The following is a 24,980-nucleotide window of genomic DNA, read 5'->3' on the forward strand; positions in this document are numbered from 1 at the left end:
ATAGGCATCGTATTCCCTAAAAAGGACATAGTATAGAAAATTTAATGTTTTATATAGCCTCTTCGTAGTTATTTTTTACTTTTTTGACTGTAATAAATTCGTCAGATGAGCAAACGTACTCATTGAATTATCTCCGTAATGAATTGCTTGTTTAAAAGCATATTCCGATGATTTTGAGTCATTTAAAATTACGCATATTTCACCCATACGCCTCCAATAATGAAAATTATCATCCTCAATCAGTAGCGCTTTGTTGATATATTTTAGAGCCTTTTCATAATTTTTCTGTTTATAGTAAAAATCTGATAACGTAACCCATGCCTTACTCAATTGAGGATCTTCGTGAACAGCTTTCAGATAATAGCGTTCTGCCATTGAACAATCATTCATCTTTTCATAGCAACGACCTATGTGCAAGTATGTCAAAGGCGAAGCATCATCCAAGGTAAGTGTAATTTTGTAATTTTCAATAGCTTGGGTGTAGTTTTGTATTTTTTCCAATACCTTAGCTTTTTCGAAATATGCTCCTGTAAAAGTGTCATCACTTGCGATAGCAAAATTGAAGCAATTTAAGGCTTCCGTAAAATTTTCTTTGATAAGATGTTGCTTTCCAAGATAATGCCAAGCTACTTCACAATATGGATTTCTGTCTAAGTAAGCATTTAAAAAAGAAATTGCTTCATCATTTTCTTCCAAGATATCATAGCAGAATAGCAGTTGCTGCAATGACATATAATCTTCAATATCCTCCGTTAAACATTTTCTAAAGTATTTTTTGGCCTTTTCATAATTTTCAATGAATAAGTATTCCATAGCTATTAAAGCATAAATATCCACCAAATCATCTGTCAGAGGCAAGGCGAATTTCAAGAGTTCAATAGCTTTTTCATGGTCATTAAGTTTGGAATAAAGATTCGCTTTCTGCACATAAACCTCTGAATTATAAGGTTCTACTGCTTCGAGTTCGGCAAGTAAATGCGATGCTTGTTGCAAATTATCTTCAAAAATCATTACTTCAATCTCAAAGAGTTTTAACGAACTTGCTGACGGGTGTTGATTTCGACCAATTTGCAAAGCATGTTTTGCCTTAGTCATCTTACCTAATTCTAAATAATATTCTACAATTTCTTCAAATTCATCAACATCAAAGAAAGAAATATGATTTTTTTTCAACATTGACTCGAATTTCGATACAGAATAGTTTTCTTCTTCTGAGAAATGATGCATAAAATACTGCTTTATTTTAAATTTTACGGGTAAAGGTAAGAAAGTTAGTCTGAATAGTCAATTTTTTAGAGAATTATTTATTAACAGAAGTTTACAGCGAGAATATACAACCAAGAGTTAATAATAATACATCTTGTGATTTACTAACATTAAATTCAAAAAGAGGTGCTTAAAAAGTTGGATTTTTGCTCTAACTTTCTAAGCACCTCGTGTTTACTAAGAATTTAAAATTCCGGATTATTATTTTTCTTTCGTTTCGTTACCTCCGATTGGCTTTGCATCTTCAGGATTTTCACCTTTCAAATAAGTAGGTAGATTCAACCCTGCCATATTAAACAAGTCATTTAAAGGAGGAACAGTTTTCATCATCCCTGATACGAAATTAGCTGTTGAATTAGCTCCATTTTCGTTATTACCTGAATCCCAAACGGTAATTTTATCAATTTTGATATTTTTAACCGCTTCCACTTGTGTTTTAACCAATTCAGGAAGTTTTTCAATTAATAGTAATTGGAAAGCTTTTGTAGGATCACCACCAGCAGCTCCAACCACATCTCTATATCCTTCAGCTTGTTTGGTTAAAATTTCGAACAAACCTTTAGCTTCGGCTTCCATTTTAGCATAAATCGCATCGGCTTCCCCTTTGGCTTTCTCACGAATGCGTTCAGCTTCAGCTTGAGCTTCTATAATAGCTTGTTGTTTAGCAATTTCCGTTGGAACGATGATATTTGCAATTTGCGTTGAGCGTTCTCTTTCCGAACGGGCTAACTCTGCTTTTTGTTCTGCTACATATGCTTCCTCTAAGGCTTTTGCTTGTTGCACTTTCTCTGCAGTAATTGCAATACGTAACGATTCAGCTTCTTTTTCACGTCGCAACGCTTCTGAGTTTGCAATGGCTATTTTAGCTTCATTTTCCCCTTTTATGGCTACCGCATTTGCTTCTGAAATTTTAATACGACTATCTCTTTGAGCTTCAGCTCTACCTATTGATTCAAACTTTTCAGCCTCGGCAATACCAATTGATTCATCTTTTTTGGCCTCTGCAATGCTGATTTCTTTATCTTTTTGGGTGATAGCGATTCTTACGTCTCTATCTCTGTGGGTTTCAGCAATTTGAGTATCTTTTTCTCGATCAGCGATTGCTTTTCCTGTTTCCCCTATTTTTTCTTGTTCAGCAACACTAATTTTTGCCTCGTTGATGGCTTTTGCAGCAGCTTCTTTCCCTAATGCTTCAATATATCCCGACTCATCTTTGATGTCCGTAACGTTTACGTTTATGAGCTTCAAACCTATCTTTTTAAGCTCACTATCAATGTTTTTAGAAATATTATCTAAGAATTTATCACGGTCTGAATTGATTTCTTCGATAGTCATGGTAGCAATTACCAAACGCAACTGACCAAATAAAATATCTTTTGCTAACTCTTGAATTTGCTCGGGCAACAATCCTAACAAACGTTCCGCAGCAGCATTCATATTTTCGGTTTCAGTTGAGATTGCAATCGTAAAACGACAAGGTACATCCACGCGAATATTCTGACGTGAAAGAGCGTTCGTTAAATTCGCTTCGATGGAAAGTGGACGTAAGTCTAAATACGCAAAGTCTTGAATTACAGGCCAAACGAAAGCTCCTCCTCCGTGGATACACTTGGCTGAACTACCTCCTGTTTTTCCATAAATCACGAGAATTTTATCAGACGGACAACGTTTGTAACGTGCCACTAATGACGAAATTGTCACGAAAATGACAATTGCAAAAATTACAATCAGCGTAATGGGAGTTAATGTTTCCATAATGGTATAGTTTATTTGTTCATTATTACGATTTTATGACTTCCATTTTTGTATTATCATTACTTTATTATAGCAAATTCAATATTTATTATCGATTTCAGCCGTGGGAGAATTCTTTACTATAAATTTTAAAATATTATTTTTCAGTATCTCCTTTTAGCTTTAAAAAATTCGCCATAAATAATAATAATCTCTAAAAAAGAGATTATTAAATCTTGAATGACATCAAAAAATATCACATTCTTACATAATCTCATATTTTATTGCGAAAACGAAAAGTCGAAAGCCGAAAATCAAATACTTTTGATATTTTAAATTGAAAAATCTTCATGGGTCCGATTCTTCTAAGCCTTCTTTTAATTTGCTTAGTAAGGGCTATTTTCAAGCCCTTACCTCATAAACTATTTATTATCAGTTATTCTATAGCGAAAAATGTTTTGAATGTGAGATAACTTTTGGAAAATCAATTATTTATTGTTTAATACTTTCGAATAAAGCATTCATTTTTTCTTTTTCCTCTTCGGCGAGAGCTGCATCTACTAAAATGCGCCCGCTATGTTCATCGGTAATGATTTTTTTACGCGTAGCAATCTCAACCTGCACTTGTGGTGGAATCGTAAAGAACGACCCTCCCGAAGCTCCACGCTCCACAGGAACTACGGCCAAGCGGTTTACTACGCTACCACGAATGCGTTGGTATGCTTTCAACAAACGCTCTTCAATTTGCTCAGCAAACTCAACGGCCTTTTCACGCAAAATAGCTTCTTCTTTTTCCGTCTCAGCTAAAATGGAATTCAATTCCTCTTTTTTGTGTTTCAGGTGAGTTTCTCGTTGTGATTTTTTATTTTCGATTTGTTTGATACTTTCTTTTTTCAAGTCCACTTGAGCTTTGAACTCTTTGATACGTTTTTCTGCCAATTGAATTTCTAACTCTTGATATTCAATTTCTTTGGTGATTGAGTTGTACTCACGGTTGTTACGTACGTTTTTCTGTTGAGCAACATATTTTTTTATCAAAATTTTAGCCTCTTCAATTACATTTTTCTTTTGGGTAATGCCCGATTGTAATTGCTCTAACTCTTCTTTGAATTTTACTAAGCGACTTTTGAGTCCTTCCACTTCGTCTTCCAAATCGGAAACTTCCAACGGAAGTTGTCCACGAACGTTCTGTAACTCATCAATTTGTGAGTCAATTAGTTGTAAATCATACAACATTCTTAGTTTTTCTTCTACTGTAATCTCAGCTTTTTTTGTCATATCTATTTAGTAATACTTGATGGGATTTGTGTTTATCTTGGATAAAATGATGGCAAAGTTAGGAATTTTTTTTGTAAGATAATCAAATAAAAGTAATTTTGTGTATTGTTCACTTTCAAAATGTCCTATATCGGCCAGTAATAGTTGTTTTTCTGCTTTGAAGAAATCGTGATATTTGAAATCGGCACTTACAAAAGCATCAACTTTTGCAGCTTTTGCAGCATCGATGGCAAACGCTCCGCTACCTCCTAAAACGGCTACTTTTTGAATCATTTTGCCCGTTAGTTCGCTATAGCGTACACAACTTGTTTGCATTTTATCTTTTAAGTGGTAAAGAAAATCGTTTTCGGTCATCGGTTTTGAAAACTCGCCAACAACTCCCAATCCAATATGTTGATGAGCATTTTCCAATACATATACTTCATAGGCAATTTCCTCGTACGGATGGCTTTCACGCAAAGCATTTAGCACCTTGCTTTGTAGATGTTTTGGGAAGATAACCCCAATTTGGGTTTCATCTTCTTTGTGTAGTATATTTCGCTCTCCAACAGTCGGGTTTGAGGAATCATTGCCTTGAAACGTACCTTTTCCTTCTAAATTGAAACTACAATGACTGTAATTTCCAATATTTCCAGCACCTGCGTCAAATAAAGCTTCTCGCACGATATCGGATTGATTTTTAGGAACATATGTTATTAATTTACGTATTGTATGCTTCTGTGGAATCAATATACGAGTGTTTCGTAGTCCTAAAGCTTCACAAATAGCTTCATTTACTCCAAAAAGAGTATTATCCAAAGCTGTGTGCATACTATAAATGGCAATATTATGTTGAATAGCTTTGATGACCACACGTTCAACATACGTTTTTCCTGTCAAACTTTTTAGCCCATTAAAAATGATTGGATGAAAGCTAACTATAAAGTTACATTCTCTGCTAATAGCTTCATCAACAACCTCTTCGGTAGTATCTAAGGTTATCAAAACCCCTGTAACATTCATTTCAGCATCCCCTACCAATAATCCGACATTGTCAAAATTTTCGGCATAGTCAAGAGGGGCTAACTGTTCCAACCGTTGGATGATATGCTTTACTTTCATAATTTTTATATAGATAATAGGACTGTCCAAAAAATTAATACTGAATATAAATCAGATTTTACCAACTTATTTTTATTATGTTATAAAAGACTGATAAAATCTGACTTTTCGGACAGATTTTAGACATGTTTAAAAATTTCACACATTGTATAAAGGCGAAGTTTTAAAGGTAAGAAACAATGTCTTTCATAAATTTACAAATTGTCACATAGAAACTTAGGAAAAGTTCTCTACTATCAGAAGTCAAACACCTTAGTATGAGTAACTATACGTTGAAACGGAAATGCATTATGTCTCCATCTTTAACGATGTATTCTTTTCCTTCTACACGCATTTTTCCTGCTTCTTTGACCTTACTTTCGCTTCCATAATGTATAAAATCATCGTAGGCAATTACTTCAGCACGAATAAATCCGCGTTCAAAATCAGAGTGAATCACACCCGCTGCCTGTGGAGCAGTATCCCCTTTATGGATAGTCCACGCTCTTACTTCTTTCACTCCTGCCGTGAAATAGGTTTGTAAATTTAGTAATTTGTATGCTGCACGGATAAGTTTTGACGCTCCTGGTTCGTCCAATCCTAAATCTTCCAAAAACATTTGACGCTCTTCATAACTTTCTAGCTCTGTGATATCAGCTTCAGTAGCCACTGCTAATACGATTACTTCTGCATTTTCGTTTTTAATAGCATCACGAACCTGTTCCACATATGCATTTCCAGATTTAGCAGAGGCTTCATCTACATTACATACGTATAGTATTGGTTTGGCAGTCAAAAGCTGAAACGAATCCATCAGTTCTCGTTCATCATCAGATACCTGTACAGCACGAGCTGAATTTCCAGATTCTAATGTTGTTTTGATACGATTTAACAATTCTTGTTCTTTGGCAGCTTTTTTGTCACCGGCTTTAGCGGCTCGGTTTACTTTATCAAGGCGTTTTTCTACAGTTTCTAAATCTTTGAGTTGTAGCTCTACATCAATGGTGCCTTTATCGCGGATTGGATTTACACTTCCATCTACGTGAACGATGTTGTCGTTCTCAAAGCAACGCAACACGTGAATGATAGCATTACACTCACGAATATTTCCTAAAAACTGGTTTCCTAAGCCCTCGCCTTTACTAGCTCCTTTCACTAACCCTGCAATATCTACAATTTCAACTGTAGCGGGTTGCACACGCTCAGGATTTACGAGTTCTTCCAATTTCTGCAAACGTGGGTCGGGAACATTCACCACACCTAAGTTAGGTTCGATGGTGCAAAATGGAAAATTTGCACTCTGTGCTTTTGCATTTGATAAACAATTAAATAAGGTGGATTTGCCTACGTTTGGTAATCCTACAATTCCTGCTTTCATCTGTGTTATATTTAATTAGGGGTAAGTGAATAGTTAATGTTTCTATACACTGCTACTAAACGCTTTTTTTCAAGTTTGCAAAAGTAATAAAAAATATGGTACAACAAAACAATAAAATTTTAACATTTTATATACGTGTGAATCAAGGGAATATAAAAGACAAAAAAATTACTCTTTCAGTAATTCAAATGAAATATTGACATTAGCTCTAATTTCAATCACACCAACAGCTATTGTACTGTTCATAACATCGTTTTTTGCAAACATAGCAACGTTTTCAAAACGCGGTGCATTGGAATTCAATTCGCTTATAAACAACGCTTTACCAATGTTTTGTTCTAAACTAACGGCATAAAATAACGCTTTTTGACGTGCATTGTAAATTGCTAATGATTGTGCTTCACGTATGAATTTTTCTCTATCTTTAACATCAAACGTTACGCTGTTTATTTCATTAACTCCTGCTTCAAATAAACATTCCATCAACCATTCGTACTTAGAAATATCTTCCAATTTAATATTTATGCCTTGGGAGATGTAATATTTATTTATATGTTTCTCATAATTATAATGTTTTCTCAAGGATACATGACTAGTTTGGAAGTTAGATTTGGGTAATTCATCGGCTAAAGTGTGTAGAACTTTGGCTACGGCTTCTTCGTTTACTTTTTTTAGATGTTTTACATTATCTCCTTCATTTTCAACGTTTAAAGATATATATACAATATCAGGAGATACAGTCACAACACCTTCACCCACAACGGTTACGCTTGGAACAGATTGTGCTATCATAGTCAAAGGAATAAAAAATAATATTAGCAAAAATGATTTCATATTTGTATGTTTCAAATTATTTGTTTCACGTAAGAAATATTCCATTTTGATACGGATTGTATTTGTTACATCAATCGTTTTCTAAACACGAACAATAAGACGATAGGCACTAACATACCTATAATCAATAGAGGTTGAGTTGTAATCAAATGAGGTTTGAGTATTAATGCATAAAGTAATCCACCAACAGCGCCTCCAAAATGAGCCGAATGACCGATGTTTCCTGACCTTGTTTTCATACCATAGATGGAATAAAGCAAATACCCAATTCCAAAAATATAGGCAGGCATTGGGATGAAAAACACAAAAATCAACATATTGGGAGCAAACAAGATGGAGGCATACAAAATTCCCGTAACCGCTCCACTGGCACCAACGGCAGAGTAATAAGGTTCATTTTTATGAAAATACAAAGTAAAAATATTACCCAAGAGTAGCGCGAGAAGATATGTTATCACAAATGACAATACTCCCACATTGTAAATAACTACATTGGCAAAGAAAAAAAGTGTTAGCATATTGAAAATCAAATGTTGCCAATCGGCATGTAGGAATCCACTGGAAAACATCCGAACATATTCTCCTCGTTGAACATCACGGACATTGAATTTGTATTTTTCAAAAAGAGTATAGTTCTTAAACCCTTGCATTGAGAAGAGGGCGTTTGCTCCTATGATAATAAGAGTGATTAAATGTAAATCTCGCATATTGATTTTGATTTTTTCGGTCAAATATAACTATATTTGCGGAAATTTCCACATCTGATGAATTTATTGATATTTATTTTGGCATTTCCCTTAATATGGTTAGTCTCTGTTTTGCCATTCCGATTATTGTACGTTTTGTCTGATTTTTTTTACATTGTTATATATAAAATTCTGAAATTCAGGGTTAAAGTAGTTCGTAAGAATTTATCCATTGCCTTTCCTTTTAAGAGCGAATCGGAACGATTATCCATAGAAAAAAAATTCTACAAACATTTCTGTGATATATTTTTAGAAATGGTAAAATCTTACGGAATGTCGGAAAAAGAGATGAAAAAACGGATGATTTATTCCAATCTGGAAATTCTCAAAAAATACGAAACTGAAAATCGAAGCATTATTTTCATATGTGGGCATTATGCGAGTTACGAGTGGTTGTTGTCGTTGGCGTATTCTTTAAAACATACGTCATATGCGCTTTATAGTCCGTTGAGCAACAAGTACTTCGATAAACTAATCCAGAAAATCCGCATGAAACATAAAAGTTTTTTGATGTCGCGTTACAAGGCTTCTGCGGAAATGAAACGACATAAAGACGAAGGGCTTATTTGCTGTTACGGATTTGCCGCTGACCAGGTTCCTAACAGTTCCAAAAGCTATCGTCGTCCGTTTTTAGGATTACGAGTACCAGTCTTTACAGGAGCGGAACGCATTAGTAAACAGTTAAATACGGTAGTCGTATTCGCTAACATTGAGAAAATAAAACGAGGGTACTATCGGACTACTTTTGAAGTTCTTTCCGAAAATCCGATCGAAATGCCTGATTATCAAATTACAGATATGTTTTTTGAACGTCTCAACCAACAGATTTATTCACAACCTGAATACTATCTGTGGACTCATAACCGTTTTAAACGCATGTAAAATTGTTCTCGAATCATCCCTTTATAGCAAAAGAAAACATCTTTTTATCACCCAAAAAACCTTCTAAAATATCGTTTGCAAGTACTTGTCCTACGTTAGCAGGGGTTCCCGTAAAAATCAAATCCCCTTTGCGTAGCGTGAAATACTTTGAACATTCGGAAACTATTTGGTCAAAGTTCCATAGCATTTGATTTGAACTACCCTGTTGTACCGTTTGTCCGTTTTTCTCTAATCGAAATGAAATGTTAGTCAAATCCAATGTTGATTTTTGTACAAAATCTCCTATAATAGCAGAACCGTCAAAAGATTTGGCTTTTTCCCAGGATAGTCCGTCCTTTTTTAGAGATGATTGTATGTCTCGAGCCGTAAAATCAATCCCCAAACCAATTTCATCATAGTACTTGTGAGCGAATTTTTCGGAAATAAATTTACCATTCTGATTAATTTTCAATATCAACTCTACTTCGTGATGCAAATTAGAGGTGAACTCAGGAATATAATAGGGTAATTCGGTGTTATGAATCGCCGTGTCGGGTTTCATAAACAATACTATTGATTCGGGATGTTTTCCGTCAAATTCTTTAATATGGTCAATATAGTTTTTACCTACACAAATGATTTTCATAATTTTATGTATATTTAATTGTTTTCAAGTATTCGTAAATCTGTTGTGTTTTCAATGGGCTTATCGTTATAAACTACCGTCCAACCGACCGAGCGTGTCAAGAAAATAATGTTTGATAGTTCGGATATTAATCGGTTTTTCGCGTTGCTTTTCAGCGTTGAATTTGCTACTTTTTTCTCTAATTCAGTTTGTATTTTTTTCTGAATTTTGTTTACATCATCTGCATTAAAAGGATTTACTTGACTTTGACTTATGTCGTAATATTTTAAATTTGGATATATTTTTATTTCCTCTTCAGGAATATATTTGATATTCACTATCTTATTTACTTCATCGATGTCGTAAGTAATTTTTGTAAGATCATATGCTACTGTTACATCGGCATTGACTACAATTAGTATTTTTTTGTCGAATGAAAATAAATCTAAAAAATATTTCTGACTATCTGTATATGAAATTACCTCTGAAAAATGACCTTCAGTAACGATAAGTTTGCTGACATTCGCAATTTGGGTCTGAATTAATGCTGTGTCGGCTTCCAAAACTGCCTTTTCTTCTTTTTTATCGAAAATGTATTTCAATCCTAAAAGAAGTACTACCGCAGTGAGCATACCTATGAAAAATCGTTTCATCCTATGAATTAAATTTACGTAACTTAATGGCTGTCAGTACTTTTTTAGTGTATAAAGGAAAATCAGCATTTAGAATCCATCCGAAATAGCCAGGTTCTTCGGCTAAAATATCTTCCACACGTCGCCCTTTGTGTTTTCCAAATGAAAAAATTTCTTCATTTTTATCGTTCATCACGATAAAACCTGCAAAATCAACACTTTGCTTACGTGTTGTAAATTCACTGATTTTTTTAATATCGGTTCCCAAATCATCATATCGTTCAAGTTGGGATTTGAAAATCTCGTACGTAGCATTAGTATCGGCTTCTGCTGAGTGGGCATCATCTAAAATTTTATCACAGTAAAACTTATAGGCGGCACTCAAGGTTCGTTGTTCCATTTTGTGAAAAATGGTTTGTACATCGACTGTAACGCGGTTTCCTAAATCAAAATCTATTTCGGCACGTAACATTTCTTCTGCCAGAAGAGGAATATCGAATCGATCTGAATTAAATCCGGCTAAATCAGAATCTTTAATCATGTTGTGGATTGTTTTCGCTAACTCTTTGAAAGTAGGTTCATTAGCAACTCTCTCATCGGTAATTCCATGGATATCACTTGCTTCTTTTGGAATAGGCACTGTCGGATTTACCAACCAGGTTTTACTTTCTTTATTCCCGTTTGGAAAAACTTTTAAAATAGAAATCTCTACGATACGATCTTTGGTAATATCTGTTCCTGTGGTTTCTAAATCAAAAAAACAAATAGGTTTTGATAATTTTAATTTCATATTCTTTTATTTGATGTGTCTTATGTTATTATAAAGTTTCAAACAGTTGAATTACATTGCATTATATATTTTAATGCAAATTTCCTGTTTTGAATGCTCGACAAAGATACGACAGAAAAACAAATTATGATTCATTTAATCAAAATAAAACAGATTTTGCCTCAAATTAGTCTTCATGATTTTTTTGTATGACTTACGCTTATAATAGAATTACAGAAAAACTTTTTTTCAATATTTTTTATATCTTTGTGGAATTATTAATCAATTTTTTTTCATATTATGACAAAAAAAATAAATCAAAAAAAATTCGCTATTGTTGCCGTTTCGCTTATTTTTGCAACTTCTTGTAAAAATAATACCGAAACGATGAAAAAGACAGAATATCCAGATATTCAGCCACCTGTGGCGAAGAAAGTTCCTCACAAATTGGAAAAATTTGGTGATGTGCGTACCGATGATTATTTTTGGTTGAATCAACGTGAAAACCAGGAAGTTATCGACTATCTGAATGCCGAAAATGAGTATTACCAAAAAATGACGGCTCACACTAAGGATTTTCAAAATTCGCTTTTCGAGGAAATGAAATCTCGAATTAAAGAAGATGATTCGTCTGTGCCATATTTCCGAAATGGATATTGGTACATTACCCGTTACGAAACAGGAAAAGATTACCCGATTTATGCACGTAAAAAAGGAACTTTGGACGCTCCCGAAGAAATTATGTTCGATTGTAACGAAATGGCAAGAGGACACGCCTATTTCCAACTTGCGGGAATTTCTGTAAGTGATGATAATAAATGGGCAGCTTTTGGTGTGGATACCGTTTCTCGTCGTCAATACGTGTTGCAAATCAAGAACTTAGAAACGGGTGAAATTCTTTCTGAAAAAATTGAAAACACCACAGGTTCAGCAGCTTGGGCAAGTGATAACAAAACGCTATTTTATACCCAAAAAGATCCACAAACGCTTCGTTCCGATAAAATTTATCGTCACGAATTGGGTACGGATACCAAAAAAGACGTACTTGTTTTCCACGAAAAAGACGATACTTTCTATACCTATGTATATCGTGAAAAATCAAGAAAATACATCGTTATTGGTTCAGGAAGTACGCTTACATCGGAATATCAAATCTTAAAAGCAGACAATCCGACGGGCGATTTTAAAGTATTTCAGAAACGTACACGAGGTTTGGAATATGATATTTCACACTATGGTGATGCTTTCTACATCGTTACCAATAAAGACAATGCAACGAACTTCAAGTTGATGAAAACCGCTGAAAATGTGACTTCTGCCGAGAATTGGAAAGAACTTATTCCGCATCGTGAAGACGTATTTTTAGAAGGAATCGAAATTTTCAAGAATTTCTTAGTGGTGGAAGAAACGTTCAATGGTTTAAACAGAATTGAAATTCGTCCTTGGAGTGGTGGGCAGTCGTATTATTTGCCTTTCGAAAGTGAAACTTATACGGCATATGCTACACAAAATGTTGATTTTGATACAGATGTATTGCGTTACGGATATCAGTCGATGGCAACACCTGCTTCGGTGATTGACTTTAATATGGTTACCAAAGCAAAAACGGTGCTAAAAGAGCAACAAGTTTTGGGTGGAAATTTCGACAAAAATAACTACGTAGAAGAACGAATTTGGGCAACGGCACAAGATGGAACAAAAATTCCGATGTCGATGGTTTATCGTAAGGGAATGAAAAAGGACGGCAAAAATCCGTTGTTGTTGTACGCTTATGGTTCGTATGGACATACAGTAAGTCCGTATTTTTCCTCTTCTCGATTGAGTTTGCTTGATAGAGGTTTCATTTATGTGATTGCTCACATTCGTGGAGGGCAATATTTGGGCAGAAAATGGTACGAAAACGGCAAAATGCTACACAAAAAGAATACATTTACCGATTTTGTTGATTGTTCTAAACACTTGATAGCTGAAAAATACACTTCAAACGAGCATTTGTATGCCGAAGGAGGTTCTGCAGGAGGTTTATTGATGGGAGCTGTGGTAAATATGGCTCCAGAGCTTTATAACGGTGTGATTGCAGCAGTTCCGTTTGTTGATGTGATAACCACGATGCTTGATGATACAATCCCTTTAACAACAGGAGAATATGATGAGTGGGGAAATCCGAATGAAAAAGAGTATTATGATTATATGCTTTCTTATTCGCCTTATGACCAAGTAAAAGCACAGAATTATCCGAATATGTATGTTTCTACAGGATTGCACGATTCGCAAGTACAATACTGGGAACCAGCTAAATGGGTGGCTAAATTACGTCAGATGAAAACCAATAATAATTTGCTGTTCCTCGACACGAATATGGATGCAGGGCACGGCGGAGCCTCTGGTCGTTTTGAAGCCCTGAAAGAAACCGCCAAAGAATACGCTTTTATGCTGGATTTAGAAGGAATAACTAAATAATCTTATAAAAGAAAAGGCTATCAGAGAAGGACAGCCTCTTCTGAATAAATTTTCCTTAGAAGAGCATCTTCCAAAAATAAGTAACAAAAAAGCCGAAAGTATTATACTTTCGGCTTTTATGTTAATCTAAAACGTTGTTTCTTAGGGCTTAGGTAATAAGCTTATCCCATTAGTAGCTAAATCTTTCCAGCCCTCTGCATTTTGATAAGCACTTAAACTACTTGCAGGTACATAAATGGTTTTTACCTTAGTAAGTTTAGGAGTACTATTATAGTTATTTTCATCATATTGGTCAACAAAAAGCCCAATATAATCTATTAGTTGCGGAGGCGTAGTTGCCTCTAAGGTAACCGAAGTTAAACCACTCTCAAAAAAAGCCCCCTTTTCAATGGTAGTTATATTGGCAGGTATGGTAAGGGCGGTAAGGGCTTTGCAATTGTAAAATGTAGCATTTTGATTATAGTAACCCTCTACTACTCCTTTAATTATAGTCATTTGATTGGAAAGCGTAACGGAAGTTAATTTTTCACAATTAGCAAAAGTAGCTCTCTCCAATTCAGTTACACTATTGGGCAATACTACTGATACCAGCCCTGAACTAGCAAAAGTGCTGTATCCTATATGGGTTACACTATTGGGGATATTTATGGTACTAAGAGATTTACAGTTTTCAAAAGTCCCTTGACTAAAACTACTAGAATAAGGTTTAACTACTTTTCCTATTTCAGTGATTGTACTAGGAAGAGTTACAGATGTCAGCCTTTCACAATCTGCAAAAGCACCTTTTAAACTAGTCACACTATTAGGAATAACAACTGACGTTAAACTTTTACATTGTATAAATGCCTCATCTATATTTATAACCCCATTTTCTATAATAACACTTTCCAATTCTAAACAAGACGTAAAAGCTCGTTGCATATATTTTACATTTGAAGGAATGGTAATTGTTTTTAAGCTTTTACAAATACTAAATACACCACCTCCTTGATAATAATTACTACCTCCTCTCCAAGCATAATCGGAAGAAATATCTTCTACTCCTTTGCCTAAAACAACACTTTTTAAGCGAATAAGTTCTTCAAAGGTCTGTTTTTCAATTTTCTTTACACTATTAGAAATGATAATGGAATTTAAAGCATTACAGTTTTCGAAAGCCCCTTGTTGAATTGTGGTTACCTGACTTAAATTGGGGTCAGCATTCATATCAATATTTCGAGTATTAAGGTTCATCCATAATACCAAAGTTTTGCCATCAGCACTCAATTTATAGTCAGAGGCAGAAATACCCTCGGAGTTTCCTCCACTTAATGAGATACCACTCCCCCAACCTTGTTCGGTTTTTGCACCATATAATTTTCTGTTTTGGGTGTCAATATACCAATCGCCTACTTTACCAAGGTCAGCAGTAGGGGCAGTTATACCTGACAGAAATTTATTTCCGTCAGTACCATTAGCTCCAGTACTCCCCGTGGCTCCCGTATCACCTTTGTCGCCTTTCTCTCCTTGCAAACCTTTCAGATTTGTAGGCGTTCCCCAACTTTGGGCAGTTTTTGCTCCGTATAAGTCGGAAGTGGTTCGGTCAAAATAATAATCGCCTACATTTCCCAATTCAACATTAGGAACTCCGTTACCCGTGATAATAATACTTCCATTTTTCCCGTCTTTCCCGTCACGTCCGTCTTTTCCATCGATACCATCTTTTCCTGCGGGACCTTCTTTGGTGCAACCGCCTATAACCACTGCTATAAGCAGAGTCATTACATACATTATAATTTTCTTCATTCTTCTATAAAATTTTAAATTATTAAAAACTAATTTATTAAAAAACAATACAAACCATCCATTTTATATGTTTCAATAAAGGACTAAATAGGTTTTCAACATCAAAAAATACTTCTCAGAAACGTATAAAATACCCTTCGGAAATGTATTTTATACACTGAAACAACGTATTTAATACTATTTGAAAGCCTATTAAATACATTGATAAAAAGCATTCAATACCCTGATGATATCTATTAAGTATGGTTATAAAACCTATTTAATAGGTTGTTTGATTTTTTACATCCCCCTCCCCCCTTTAAAGGGGGATTTTTTAAAAATCTTTTTTCAAAAGGAATTTTATACATCCGCTTTCTTCCGTCCTCCTTTAAAAAATTGCTTCAGTTGCTCATATAGGGTTTTAATTCCTGGAACGTTTTGTCCGCTTAAAAATTTGACATTTCGGTAAAAGGTTATCGAATTGAAATAATTGTCATTGTCGAGCAATACTTTAGTATCCGAAAGTTGTTCTGTAATAGTTTTAAGACGAATAAGGCGAGTTTCAATTTGCTGACGAGCTTGATAATCGCGGTCAAACTCCTCCTTATCCAAAAAAGAAGGCACAAACTGAGGATACTGCTCCATAAGTTCCTTACATTTATTGACAAAAAGTTTGTTTTGCTCAGCGATGCTTCCGTACTGTTTGCGTTCATCAGGAGTAAGATTAAATGTTTTTCCTTTTAGCACATTTTCAATGTTTTGTAAGGCTTCATCTAACTTTTGTAATTCTTCAGTAGTAAAAACTACACTGGCTAAATTTTTATCTGTCATAATATTAAAGTTTTATAAATTAAATTTCTAACATCGTTATCTTATGTACAAACCATAAAAAAACCGATTACGAGCATAATGCCCACAATCGGTCTGTTTGCTATATATTGTTAGCAAATTTGTATTATGTTGTAAAAAATAAGTTATGAAATGTTGTATATGTGCAGAAAAAGTATATACACACGCGAAGGAGCTTTTAGTTAAAGCATAAGAAAGGCGTTGCGTTGCGTTGCGTTGCGTTGCGTTGCGTTGCGTTGCGTTGCGTTGCGTTGCGTTGCGTTGCGTTGCGTTGCGTTGCGTTGCGTTGCGTTGCGTTGCGTTGCGTTGCGTTTTCCATATCAATTTGCAATGCAAATATACAGAAATTCAATGAGTTATGCAAGTATTTTGTAATGAAATTCATAAAGTTTTGAGTAGTTAAATGCTTTGTATCAGGTTGCAAATATATGCTAATTTTTCATATCTGAATAGATTTAAATGTTAAAATATTTTGTGATTTTCACATAACACCTAAATAAGTATTTTTTTAAGTTTAATAAAAGTCAATTCATTGTACAAAGGTGAAAAGATAAAAAAAAAAAAACTACCATACAAAAAAAGTTGCCCAATATTGTGGACAACTTTCTTTAACTTCGTTTGAGACAATCAATGACTACTCTCCTAATAAAGATTTAATTCTTTGGAAATTGCTGTGATCCCCCAAGGCACCATAGATACTTTTCAATTGCTCTAAAATATCCTTAGTATTACCTTGTTTTTTTACATAATCTTCCAAAACATCTGCTCCTTTTTTGAAGAAATCATCTTTTTTCACTCTCAATTCTTCGTATTTTTTAACATCTGCTTTTGAGTTACCCAAAGCATTCATCTCCTCAATCAAGGCATTACCCTGAGTAATGTATGATGTTGAGATGTTTAACGCAGCTGCTGCATAGTCTGGTTTTAGTCTTAATGCTTCCTCAAATGATTTACGAGCTTCAACTACATTATTTTGTTGTAAATTGATTACTCCTATATTGTAATGCAAATCAGGATTATTAGGTTCAATTCTGATAGCTTCTTGCATCAATTCTTTAAATTTATCTTTATTATCCAATTGGAAATAAATCATCGCCTCTTGTACCACGATGTTGGCATCGTTTGGAAATCTCTTACGAGCTTCTTCAAAAGCTTGTAATGCTTCATCGTTTTTGCCTTGCTCTACATAAATGTAAGCGATATTTTTTACGATTTCAGCGCGTTTTGATGGGGTTTTCTCGGTTCTTGGATTCGTGTGCGTTCCTCCTTTAACCATCAAATCTCGTTGATTTTTGCTTCCAAATAACTGTTCCTCTCCTGACTGCTTGTCTTTTGCGTAGTAAAGAACCTCTGAACCATCGTAGTTCATATCTTTTAACTCTTTGTAATATTGCAAAGCCAAATCATAATCTTTATCTTGAACAGCCATTGAAGCAGCATAGTATAGATTGACCGTATCCTTTGGGCTGAAGCGGTATACCTGTTCAAAAGCTGTAGTAGCTGTTTTGAAATCTTGCTTTGTGTACGCTTCTTGCCCTTTATTCGATGCAATTTTAGCGGCTACTTCACTTAAAGCAGGTAGTTGAGCTGTAAATTTCCCTTTTCCTCCCTCTATTTCTCTCACTTTGGCAAATGCTTGTGAAGCATCTTTCAATGAGGCAAGTAAATTAGCATTTTTCTTTGCATTTTCCAAACCTACTGTCCCTTCCAAAAAATAGTATTGAGCCGCAAAATCACCACTTGAGGCTATGCTTTTCACCTGAGAAAGCATCGTTTTTGCTCCTGCTAAATCTCCTTTTTTGATTAGCTTTTCAACTTCTCTGAGTTCTTTTTTCTGTCCAAATGCAGTTGCTGAAACTAATAAAGCAGCTGCTATCACTAATGGTTTTTTCATTTGTTTCTGGTAATTAATTCTACAATATTTTTTTGTTTCTATTCTGTACTCTCAATTTCTGTACCATTTTCTTGATTTTCATCCGTTGAAGATTCCTGCTCATCCTCCTTCATAACTTTCGCAACAGCTGCTATAGAGTCATTTCCTTTAATATTGATGAGCCTAACCCCTTGTGTTGCACGTCCCATAATTCGTAAATCGTCTATTGGTAAACGGATAGCTATTCCAGATTTGTTAATAATCATCAAATCTTCACCACTAAGTACACTCTTAATAGCCACTAAGTTACCTGTTTTTTCAGTGATTGAAATGGTTTTTACTCCTTTTCCTCCTCGATTGGTAATTCGGTAAACTGCTTCTCCAGTTTCAGGTTCATCAATGTAAGAACGTTTTCCGTAGCCGTTTTCTGAAACCACCAAAACGGTTTCTTCCTGCGGATTTTCAATAGCGATCATTCCAACTACTTCGTCTGTTTCCACGTCCAAATCAATACCTCGAACCCCTTGTGAGTTACGTCCTACTGCACGTACTTTTTCCTCTTCGAAACGAATAGCTCGTCCTGATTTCACTGCCAACATTAGTTGACTTTTTCCTGAAGTAAGTTTTGCTTCTAACAACTCATCACCATCTTTAATGGTAATAGCGTTTATTCCATTTTGACGTGGACGGGAGTACTCCTCCAATAACGTTTTCTTGACGATTCCTTGTTTTGTAGCCATAATCAAAAAGTTGTTATTGATGTATTCCTCATCTTTCAAATCTTTTACGCTTATAAAGGCTTTAACCTTATCATCTTGTTCAATATTGATAAGATTTTGAATGGCTCTTCCTTTCGATGTTTTTGTTCCTTCAGGAATCTCATACACGCGCATCCAAAAACATTTTCCTTTTTGGGTAAAGAACAACATGTATTGGTGATTCGAGCTTACGAACAGATGTTCTAAGAAATCTTGGTCACGCGTATTGGACGCTTTCTGCCCCACACCTCCCCTATTCTGGGTTTTGTATTCGTTCAACGATGTACGTTTAATGTATCCAGCATGTGTAATTGTGATGACCATTGTTTCATCAGGAATCATATCCTCAACACTAAACTCTCCTCCTGCATATTCAATTTGTGAACGACGTTCATCACCATATTTTGCCTTCACCTCAAGCAATTCTTCTTTGATAATTTCAGTACGACGCTCTTTCCGTGCGATGATGTCTTCCAAATCTTTAATAAGAGCCATAACCTCCTCATATTCAATACGCAACTTATCTTGCTCCAGACCTGTTAGCTGACGCAAACGCATCTCAACAATGGCTCGTGATTGAATCTCAGATAATTCAAAACGCTCCATCAATCTGGTACGAGCTTCGTTCGCATTTTCCGACGAACGGATAATGGCAATTACCTCGTCAATGTTATCAGAAGCAATGATTAATCCTTCTAAAATATGTGCTCTTTCCTGTGCTTTTTTCAGTTCGAACTGAGTTCTGCGATAAACCACATCATAGCGGTGTTCCACAAAATAGTGAATTAAATCCTTCAAATTTAACAATTGTGGACGACCGTCAACTAAAGCAATGTTATTTACACTGAACGATGTTTGTAGAGCAGTATGTTTGAATAAATTATTTAATACTACATTAGCTACAGCATCTCGTTTCAAAACATAAACAACACGCATTCCTCCTCTTCCAGACGATTCGTCTCGCACCTCAGAAATTCCTTCAATTCTCTTCTCATTGATCAAATCCACCGTCTTTTTAATCATTTCAGCTTTATTGACCTGATATGGAATTTCGGTAACTATGATGCATTCCTTTCCATTTACTTCTTCGATATTAGTTTTCGCACGTACAACAACTCGACCACGTCCCGTTTTGAATGCCTCTCGAACGCCTTCATAACCATAAATGATACCTCCTGTAGGGAAATCAGGAGCTTTGACATATTTTATTAGCTCTTCAATATCTATTTCAGGATTTTCAATGTAGGCTACCGTTCCATCAATGACTTCCGTCAAATTATGAGGAGCCATATTAGTTGCCATACCTACAGCAATTCCCGAAGATCCATTAACTAATAAACTGGGGATACGCGTTGGCAAAACCTTGGGTTCCAACAAAGTATCATCGAAGTTATACTGATGGTCGACCGTGTCTTTGTCAATATCAACCAACATATCTTCGGAAATTTTACGCATACGAGCCTCTGTGTAACGCATTGCCGCAGGAGGATCGCCATCAACCGAACCGTAGTTTCCTTTTCCATCAACAAGCATGTAACGTAAGCTCCAATCTTGAGCCATACGTACCATAGTATCATATACTGAGGAATCTCCATGGGGGTGGTACTTACCAAGAACTTCTCCCACAATCCTTGCTGATTTTTTGTGTTGACTATTGCTAAAAACTCCTAATTCATTCATCCCGAACAACACCCTACGATGCACTGGCTTCAAACCATCACGCACATCGGGCAATGCTCGCGAAACAATTACCGACATTGAGTAGTCAATGTAAGCGGATTTCATCTCATCACCAATGTCCACTGGAATGAGTTTTTCTCCTTCTGCCATATTATTTCTTACTATTTTTTATGTTTTGTATTCAATTAACGTGCTAATGTACGAAGAATATTTGTACTGGGCTAATAAAAAAAGATTTTTTTTGTTATATGAAAAATGTACATAAATTAAACAACTTATAATCAATCATATATAAAATATATTTTTTGACATCTTTTTTAGAAAACAAGATGTTAAAAAATAATATTAGCTTTCAATTCTGTTTTTTTGAAATGAAACTTTCTTTTTTTCCACTTTTTGTTGTACCTTTGTTACCTTGTAACTTTGTGAACAAAAAGAATGAGTAAAATAGAATCTTTTAAGGAGCATATCCTTTCGGGATATACCTGTAAGGGCGACTACATTACATTAGGAGGTGCGATATTCGATAGAGAACCCATTGAAAATCTGTTAGTTAATTTACCTCTAAAAACTTTGAATCGTCATGGACTCATCGCAGGTGCGACTGGTACAGGAAAAACCAAAACTTTGCAAGTCATTGCAGAGAATTTATCCAAAAATGGTGTTCCTGTACTTTTAATGGACTTGAAGGGTGATTTAAGCGGATTGGCAGAAGCAGGTGAAGAAAAATCTTTCATTACAGAACGTCATAGAAAGATAGGGCTTCCTTTTGAAAATCAATCGTTCCCTGTGGAGCTTTTAACCATTTCAGAACAAAAAGGGGTTCGTTTACGTGCTACAGTTTCTGAGTTCGGGTCGGTATTACTTTCCCGTATTTTAGATTTGAGCGATGTACAAGAAGGCGTGTTAGCTGTTATCTTTAAGTATTGTGATGATCACAATTACCCGCTGTTGGACTTAAAAGATTTGAAAAAAATACTCCAATTTGCTACAGAAGAAGGTAAAACTGATTTTGAAAAAGAATACGGAGCTATAGCTAAAACATCAACAAGTGCTATTCTCCGAAAAATAGTGGAATTGGAACACCAAGGAGGAGAATTATTCTTCGGCGAACGTAGTTTTGAACCCTCTGATTTACTAAGAACTAACAATAAAGGTGAAGGGTATGTAAATATTATCCGATTGACAGACATTCAAGATCGTCCAAAGATGTTTTCTACTTTCATGCTCAGTTTGTTAGCAGAAATCTACTCAACTTTCCCAGAGGAAGGAGACCTTAAAAAACCTAAATTGGTGATTTTTATTGATGAAGCTCACTTAATTTTCAGTGAAGCATCAAAAACCTTGTTGAATCAATTAGAAAATATCGTTAAATTAATCCGTTCCAAAGGCGTCGGTTTGATTTTCTGCACACAAAATCCAACAGATGTACCTGATGCTGTACTTTCGCAATTAGGAATGAAAGTGCAACACGCTCTGAGAGCCTTCACTGCCAAAGATCGAAAAGCCATCAAACTAACAGCTGAAAATTACCCAATCACAGAATACTACAACACTGCAGAAGTACTGACCTCTTTAGGAACAGGAGAAGCTTTCGTGACAGTTTTGAACGAAAAAGGAATCCCTACCCCATTGGTTGCTACCATGCTTAGAGCCCCGATGAGTCGTATGGATATTCTTTCTGATACCGAAATAAATAGTTTAGTAAATCGGTCGGAATTAGCTAAAAAATACAACGAAACCATTGACCGAGAAAGTGCTTACGAGTTATTAAACAAAAAAATAGCTGAAATTCAAGCCAGTGCAACCAAAGAAAAAGAACGTGAGTTAGCTGAAAAACAGCAATCGCGTCAATCACAATCCCCTACAACACGCAAAACATCTCGAACAACTCGCTCAACCGCTCAAAATCCGCTGTTGAAAATGGTGACAAGTGCTACTTTTGTGCGTGGAGTGTTGGGAATACTAAATAAAGTTATTAAAAAATAAATATATAAAATCAATAGTTAGAACATGAGAAAAATAATTGGATTAACATTTTTGGCTTTATCAATAATAGCTTGTAATTCTGAGAATAAAACCTATTTAATAACCAAAGAAAGCGTAGGTGTATTACAAAAAAATGTAGCTGTACAGAAATTAGATTCTATTTATGCTAAGGATTCGTTAGTGAACAGTACCTATGAAGGAGAACTCCGATATGCGAACACTGAGCGTATTCTAATCTTTGAAAAAGGAGGAAAAGAATTACTGGAAATTACACCTGCTATTAGTGGAAAAACAAATGAAAAAGTCGTGGAAAGCGTACGTATATTAGATCCGCGTTTTACTACAGAAAAAGGAATCTCTTTGGCAAGTACTTACAAAGATATTAAATCAAAATACACTGATTTTGAAATAGAACAGACCTTTAAAAGTATTTTAATTACCCCGAAAGGTGAAAACGTTTATTTTACGTTTGATAAATCGGCTTTAAAAAATAAAAATTTTGGACTTTCATCTGATGTAACCAAAGATGACATCGAGGAAGATGCTAAAATCGACCGAATGGTGGTAGATTGGAGCATATATTAATATAAAAATCGATGAAAAAAACATTGACGATTACAGTTATTGGAGGAGGAAACGTAGCTTTTCATTTGGTTGATACTTTCCTGAAATTAACAGATGTGGAAGTGAAGCAACTTTACAATAGAAGTTGCTTCACTTCTGATTTTGATAAATTTGAAATTAAGAAAACGACTCATATCGCCGAATTAAAACCCACTGATTTGACCATCATTGCTGTGAAAGACGATGCGATTGCTGATGTTTCAGCACGGTTGCCTTACACCAACTCATTAGTGGTTCATACTTCAGGAAATACGGACATTGACTTACTGAATGACAAAAATAGAAAAGGTGTTTTTTATCCATTGCAATCGTTTTCAAAAGCTAAACCCGTAGATTTTAGGAAAATTCCATTATGCTTAGAAGCTAAAAGAGCAGAAGATTTGAACATTTTACGCCATTTAGCTGAATCTATTTCTGAAAATATCTATGAAATTAATAGTTTTCAACGAAAAATACTCCATATTTCAGCAGTTTTTGTAAATAATTTTACTAACCATCTGGTAGGGATTGGTCAAAAACTATGCGATGAACATAAAATTCCTTTCGAAATACTCAAACCTTTATTAACCGAGACCTTTGAAAAGTTACAAAATATTTCAGCCATAGAAGCCCAAACGGGACCTGCCCGACGCGATGACCAACAAACAATCAAAAATCACATGGCTATGCTAAATGGAGTTGAAAAAGAGATATACAAAACAATTACAAATTCAATATTAACCACATATGGAAAAGAAAAGTTATAAAGAATTTTTAAAAGACGTAACCACATTTGTTTTTGATGTGGATGGCGTACTAACCAATGCTCAAGTATTAGTAACCAATGAAGGAGAATTACTTCGAAGCATGAGCGTTAAGGATGGTTTCGTAATGAAATACGCTATTGAAAAAGGATATAACATTTGCATCATTACGGGCGGAAATAACCAAGGAACTAAAAAACGTTTTGAAGATTTGGGAATTACGGATGTATTCATGAAAAGACACCAAAAATTAGATACTTTTCTTGAATACCAAAAAAATAAAGGCTTAAAAAAGGAACAAATTCTTTATATGGGAGACGATTTACCGGACATTCCTCCAATGAAACACGCTGGATTAGCTACCTGTCCACAAGATGCTGCTCCTGAAGTAAAAGCTGTAGCCGACTATATTTCCCACTTGGAAGGGGGTAAAGGTTGTGTTCGGGATGTAATCACACAGGTACTCAAAGTACGCGGTGATTGGGAGTTTTAAGATTTTCAATATTTTCTTATATTTGCACCCGTTTTCAAAAACGGGTTGCAATACTGGTAAGGAACGATTTCCATTACAATCATTGTATGTAATAAAAAACTAAACCTAAAAATACGCATCTTAATACATCCTATTTCAGGGTCAAGTTATTTGAATATAGCGTTGAGAAAAAAAAATGTACATATCCGCGTTTTGAACTTTTTGCTACTCGTTAGCATGCTTAAAGTTGCTTTTCCTGTGGCGGAATTTTTTCATGAACATCATGAGCATCATTCGGCGGAAGAAATCTGTACACACGCTACCAACAAAAAGTGTCAGCATGAAGCTCACTTCTCGGACTCGCACCAGCATCCAATCGACTGTATTTTCTTTCAATTGCACAACTTTTTTGTGCAACCTTACTTTATTTATACGTTACTTGAACAAAACAATTCTACACGTTTTGTAGATCAAGAAAAAAACTACATAGCGTATCATTTATACACTTCAACCAGAGCTCCACCGAGTGTTGTACTCTCTTAAAATGAACATCTTTTTCGAAGAT

At 35.1% G+C, this 24,980-nt stretch carries 22 protein-coding genes; 7 read left to right on the forward strand and 15 right to left on the reverse strand.

Annotated features, from left to right (window positions below; translation table 11 throughout):
• Window positions 1–75 precede the first annotated feature (75 nt).
• The 7 genes from ACF3OB_RS00290 to ACF3OB_RS00320 all read right to left on the reverse strand — a co-directional run bounded on the left by ACF3OB_RS00290 (window position 76) and on the right by ACF3OB_RS00320 (window position 8,277).
• A complete protein-coding gene (locus ACF3OB_RS00290) occupies window positions 76–1,227 on the reverse strand; it encodes a tetratricopeptide repeat protein (RefSeq protein ID WP_042009485.1) in 1,152 nt (383 codons plus the stop codon).
• A gap of 240 nt (window positions 1,228–1,467) precedes the next feature.
• Window positions 1,468–3,021, reverse strand: a complete 1,554-nt coding sequence (locus tag ACF3OB_RS00295; protein WP_042009467.1) for a flotillin family protein — start codon at window positions 3,019–3,021, stop codon at window positions 1,468–1,470.
• Window positions 3,022–3,492: 471 nt separating this feature from the next.
• On the reverse strand, window positions 3,493–4,278 hold the full coding sequence (locus tag ACF3OB_RS00300) for a zinc ribbon domain-containing protein (protein ID WP_392447834.1): 786 nt from the start codon (window positions 4,276–4,278) through the stop codon (window positions 3,493–3,495).
• A gap of 6 nt (window positions 4,279–4,284) precedes the next feature.
• Complete coding sequence (locus ACF3OB_RS00305) at window positions 4,285–5,379, reverse strand: Nif3-like dinuclear metal center hexameric protein (RefSeq protein WP_095893116.1); 1,095 nt, start codon at window positions 5,377–5,379, stop codon at window positions 4,285–4,287.
• A 265-nt stretch (window positions 5,380–5,644) separates the two neighbouring features.
• On the reverse strand, window positions 5,645–6,736 hold the full coding sequence (gene ychF, locus ACF3OB_RS00310; protein WP_095893115.1) for a redox-regulated ATPase YchF: 1,092 nt from the start codon (window positions 6,734–6,736) through the stop codon (window positions 5,645–5,647).
• Window positions 6,737–6,904: 168 nt separating this feature from the next.
• Window positions 6,905–7,615, reverse strand: a complete 711-nt coding sequence (locus ACF3OB_RS00315; RefSeq protein WP_392447838.1) for an SIMPL domain-containing protein — start codon at window positions 7,613–7,615, stop codon at window positions 6,905–6,907.
• A gap of 20 nt (window positions 7,616–7,635) precedes the next feature.
• On the reverse strand, window positions 7,636–8,277 hold the full coding sequence (locus ACF3OB_RS00320; protein WP_119653060.1) for a rhomboid family intramembrane serine protease: 642 nt from the start codon (window positions 8,275–8,277) through the stop codon (window positions 7,636–7,638).
• A 57-nt stretch (window positions 8,278–8,334) separates the two neighbouring features.
• Here ACF3OB_RS00320 and ACF3OB_RS00325 point away from each other — a divergent pair, with 57 nt between their 5' ends.
• Window positions 8,335–9,198 (forward strand): lysophospholipid acyltransferase family protein, encoded by an 864-nt coding sequence (locus ACF3OB_RS00325; protein WP_042009476.1) that lies wholly within the window; start codon window positions 8,335–8,337, stop codon window positions 9,196–9,198.
• Window positions 9,199–9,211: 13 nt separating this feature from the next.
• Here ACF3OB_RS00325 and ACF3OB_RS00330 read toward each other — a convergent pair whose 3' ends face one another.
• From ACF3OB_RS00330 to ACF3OB_RS00340, 3 genes are read right to left on the reverse strand one after another with little or no spacing between them, the layout of a single operon-like run.
• Window positions 9,212–9,823, reverse strand: coding sequence for a fumarylacetoacetate hydrolase family protein (locus ACF3OB_RS00330; protein WP_095911604.1), 612 nt, complete (start codon window positions 9,821–9,823; stop codon window positions 9,212–9,214).
• Between the two features lie 14 nt (window positions 9,824–9,837).
• Window positions 9,838–10,455, reverse strand: a complete 618-nt coding sequence (locus ACF3OB_RS00335) for a DUF4230 domain-containing protein (RefSeq protein WP_042009479.1) — start codon at window positions 10,453–10,455, stop codon at window positions 9,838–9,840.
• 1 nt (window position 10,456) lies between these two features.
• Window positions 10,457–11,224 carry a 3'-5' exonuclease gene (locus tag ACF3OB_RS00340; protein WP_042009481.1) on the reverse strand — a complete coding sequence of 256 codons (768 nt, stop codon included), beginning with the start codon at window positions 11,222–11,224 and terminating at the stop codon, window positions 10,457–10,459.
• Window positions 11,225–11,503: 279 nt separating this feature from the next.
• On the opposite strand from ACF3OB_RS00340, the gene ACF3OB_RS00345 reads away from it, so the two are divergent.
• Window positions 11,504–13,663 carry a S9 family peptidase gene (locus tag ACF3OB_RS00345; protein ID WP_392447840.1) on the forward strand — a complete coding sequence of 720 codons (2,160 nt, stop codon included), beginning with the start codon at window positions 11,504–11,506 and terminating at the stop codon, window positions 13,661–13,663.
• A 141-nt stretch (window positions 13,664–13,804) separates the two neighbouring features.
• Here the strand turns inward: ACF3OB_RS00345 and ACF3OB_RS00350 are convergent, their stop codons facing one another.
• The 5 genes from ACF3OB_RS00350 to gyrA all read right to left on the reverse strand — a co-directional run bounded on the left by ACF3OB_RS00350 (window position 13,805) and on the right by gyrA (window position 20,737).
• Window positions 13,805–15,448, reverse strand: a complete 1,644-nt coding sequence (locus ACF3OB_RS00350) for a leucine-rich repeat protein (protein WP_392420479.1) — start codon at window positions 15,446–15,448, stop codon at window positions 13,805–13,807.
• Between the two features lie 339 nt (window positions 15,449–15,787).
• The gene (locus tag ACF3OB_RS00355; protein ID WP_119653055.1) at window positions 15,788–16,258 is read right to left on the reverse strand and encodes a hypothetical protein; all 471 of its coding nucleotides are present in this window, start codon (window positions 16,256–16,258) and stop codon (window positions 15,788–15,790) included.
• A 196-nt stretch (window positions 16,259–16,454) separates the two neighbouring features.
• The gene (locus ACF3OB_RS00360; protein ID WP_392447842.1) at window positions 16,455–16,661 is read right to left on the reverse strand and encodes a hypothetical protein; all 207 of its coding nucleotides are present in this window, start codon (window positions 16,659–16,661) and stop codon (window positions 16,455–16,457) included.
• A gap of 249 nt (window positions 16,662–16,910) precedes the next feature.
• Window positions 16,911–18,170 carry a lipopolysaccharide assembly protein LapB gene (locus ACF3OB_RS00365; RefSeq protein WP_172914704.1) on the reverse strand — a complete coding sequence of 420 codons (1,260 nt, stop codon included), beginning with the start codon at window positions 18,168–18,170 and terminating at the stop codon, window positions 16,911–16,913.
• Window positions 18,171–18,208: 38 nt separating this feature from the next.
• Window positions 18,209–20,737 carry a DNA gyrase subunit A gene (gene gyrA / locus ACF3OB_RS00370; protein WP_042009187.1) on the reverse strand — a complete coding sequence of 843 codons (2,529 nt, stop codon included), beginning with the start codon at window positions 20,735–20,737 and terminating at the stop codon, window positions 18,209–18,211.
• Window positions 20,738–21,025: 288 nt separating this feature from the next.
• Here gyrA and ACF3OB_RS00375 point away from each other — a divergent pair, with 288 nt between their 5' ends.
• The 5 genes from ACF3OB_RS00375 to ACF3OB_RS00395 all read left to right on the forward strand — a co-directional run bounded on the left by ACF3OB_RS00375 (window position 21,026) and on the right by ACF3OB_RS00395 (window position 24,958).
• On the forward strand, window positions 21,026–22,576 hold the full coding sequence (locus ACF3OB_RS00375) for a helicase HerA-like domain-containing protein (RefSeq protein ID WP_392447845.1): 1,551 nt from the start codon (window positions 21,026–21,028) through the stop codon (window positions 22,574–22,576).
• Between the two features lie 24 nt (window positions 22,577–22,600).
• Entirely contained in the window at window positions 22,601–23,161 is a 561-nt protein-coding gene (locus ACF3OB_RS00380) for a hypothetical protein (RefSeq protein ID WP_392447847.1), read from the forward strand.
• 11 nt (window positions 23,162–23,172) lie between these two features.
• Window positions 23,173–23,946 carry a Rossmann-like and DUF2520 domain-containing protein gene (locus tag ACF3OB_RS00385; RefSeq protein ID WP_042009194.1) on the forward strand — a complete coding sequence of 258 codons (774 nt, stop codon included), beginning with the start codon at window positions 23,173–23,175 and terminating at the stop codon, window positions 23,944–23,946.
• Entirely contained in the window at window positions 23,927–24,436 is a 510-nt protein-coding gene (locus ACF3OB_RS00390; protein WP_095893107.1) for a KdsC family phosphatase, read from the forward strand. The genes ACF3OB_RS00385 and ACF3OB_RS00390 overlap by 20 nt, the downstream gene beginning before the upstream one ends.
• A 216-nt stretch (window positions 24,437–24,652) precedes the next feature.
• Complete coding sequence (locus ACF3OB_RS00395) at window positions 24,653–24,958, forward strand: hypothetical protein (protein ID WP_392447850.1); 306 nt, start codon at window positions 24,653–24,655, stop codon at window positions 24,956–24,958.
• The last annotated feature ends 22 nt before the right edge of the window (window positions 24,959–24,980 follow it).

Source organism: Capnocytophaga canis, assembly GCF_043187445.1.
In the GTDB taxonomy this organism is placed as follows: Bacteria; Bacteroidota; Bacteroidia; order Flavobacteriales; family Flavobacteriaceae; genus Capnocytophaga; species Capnocytophaga canis.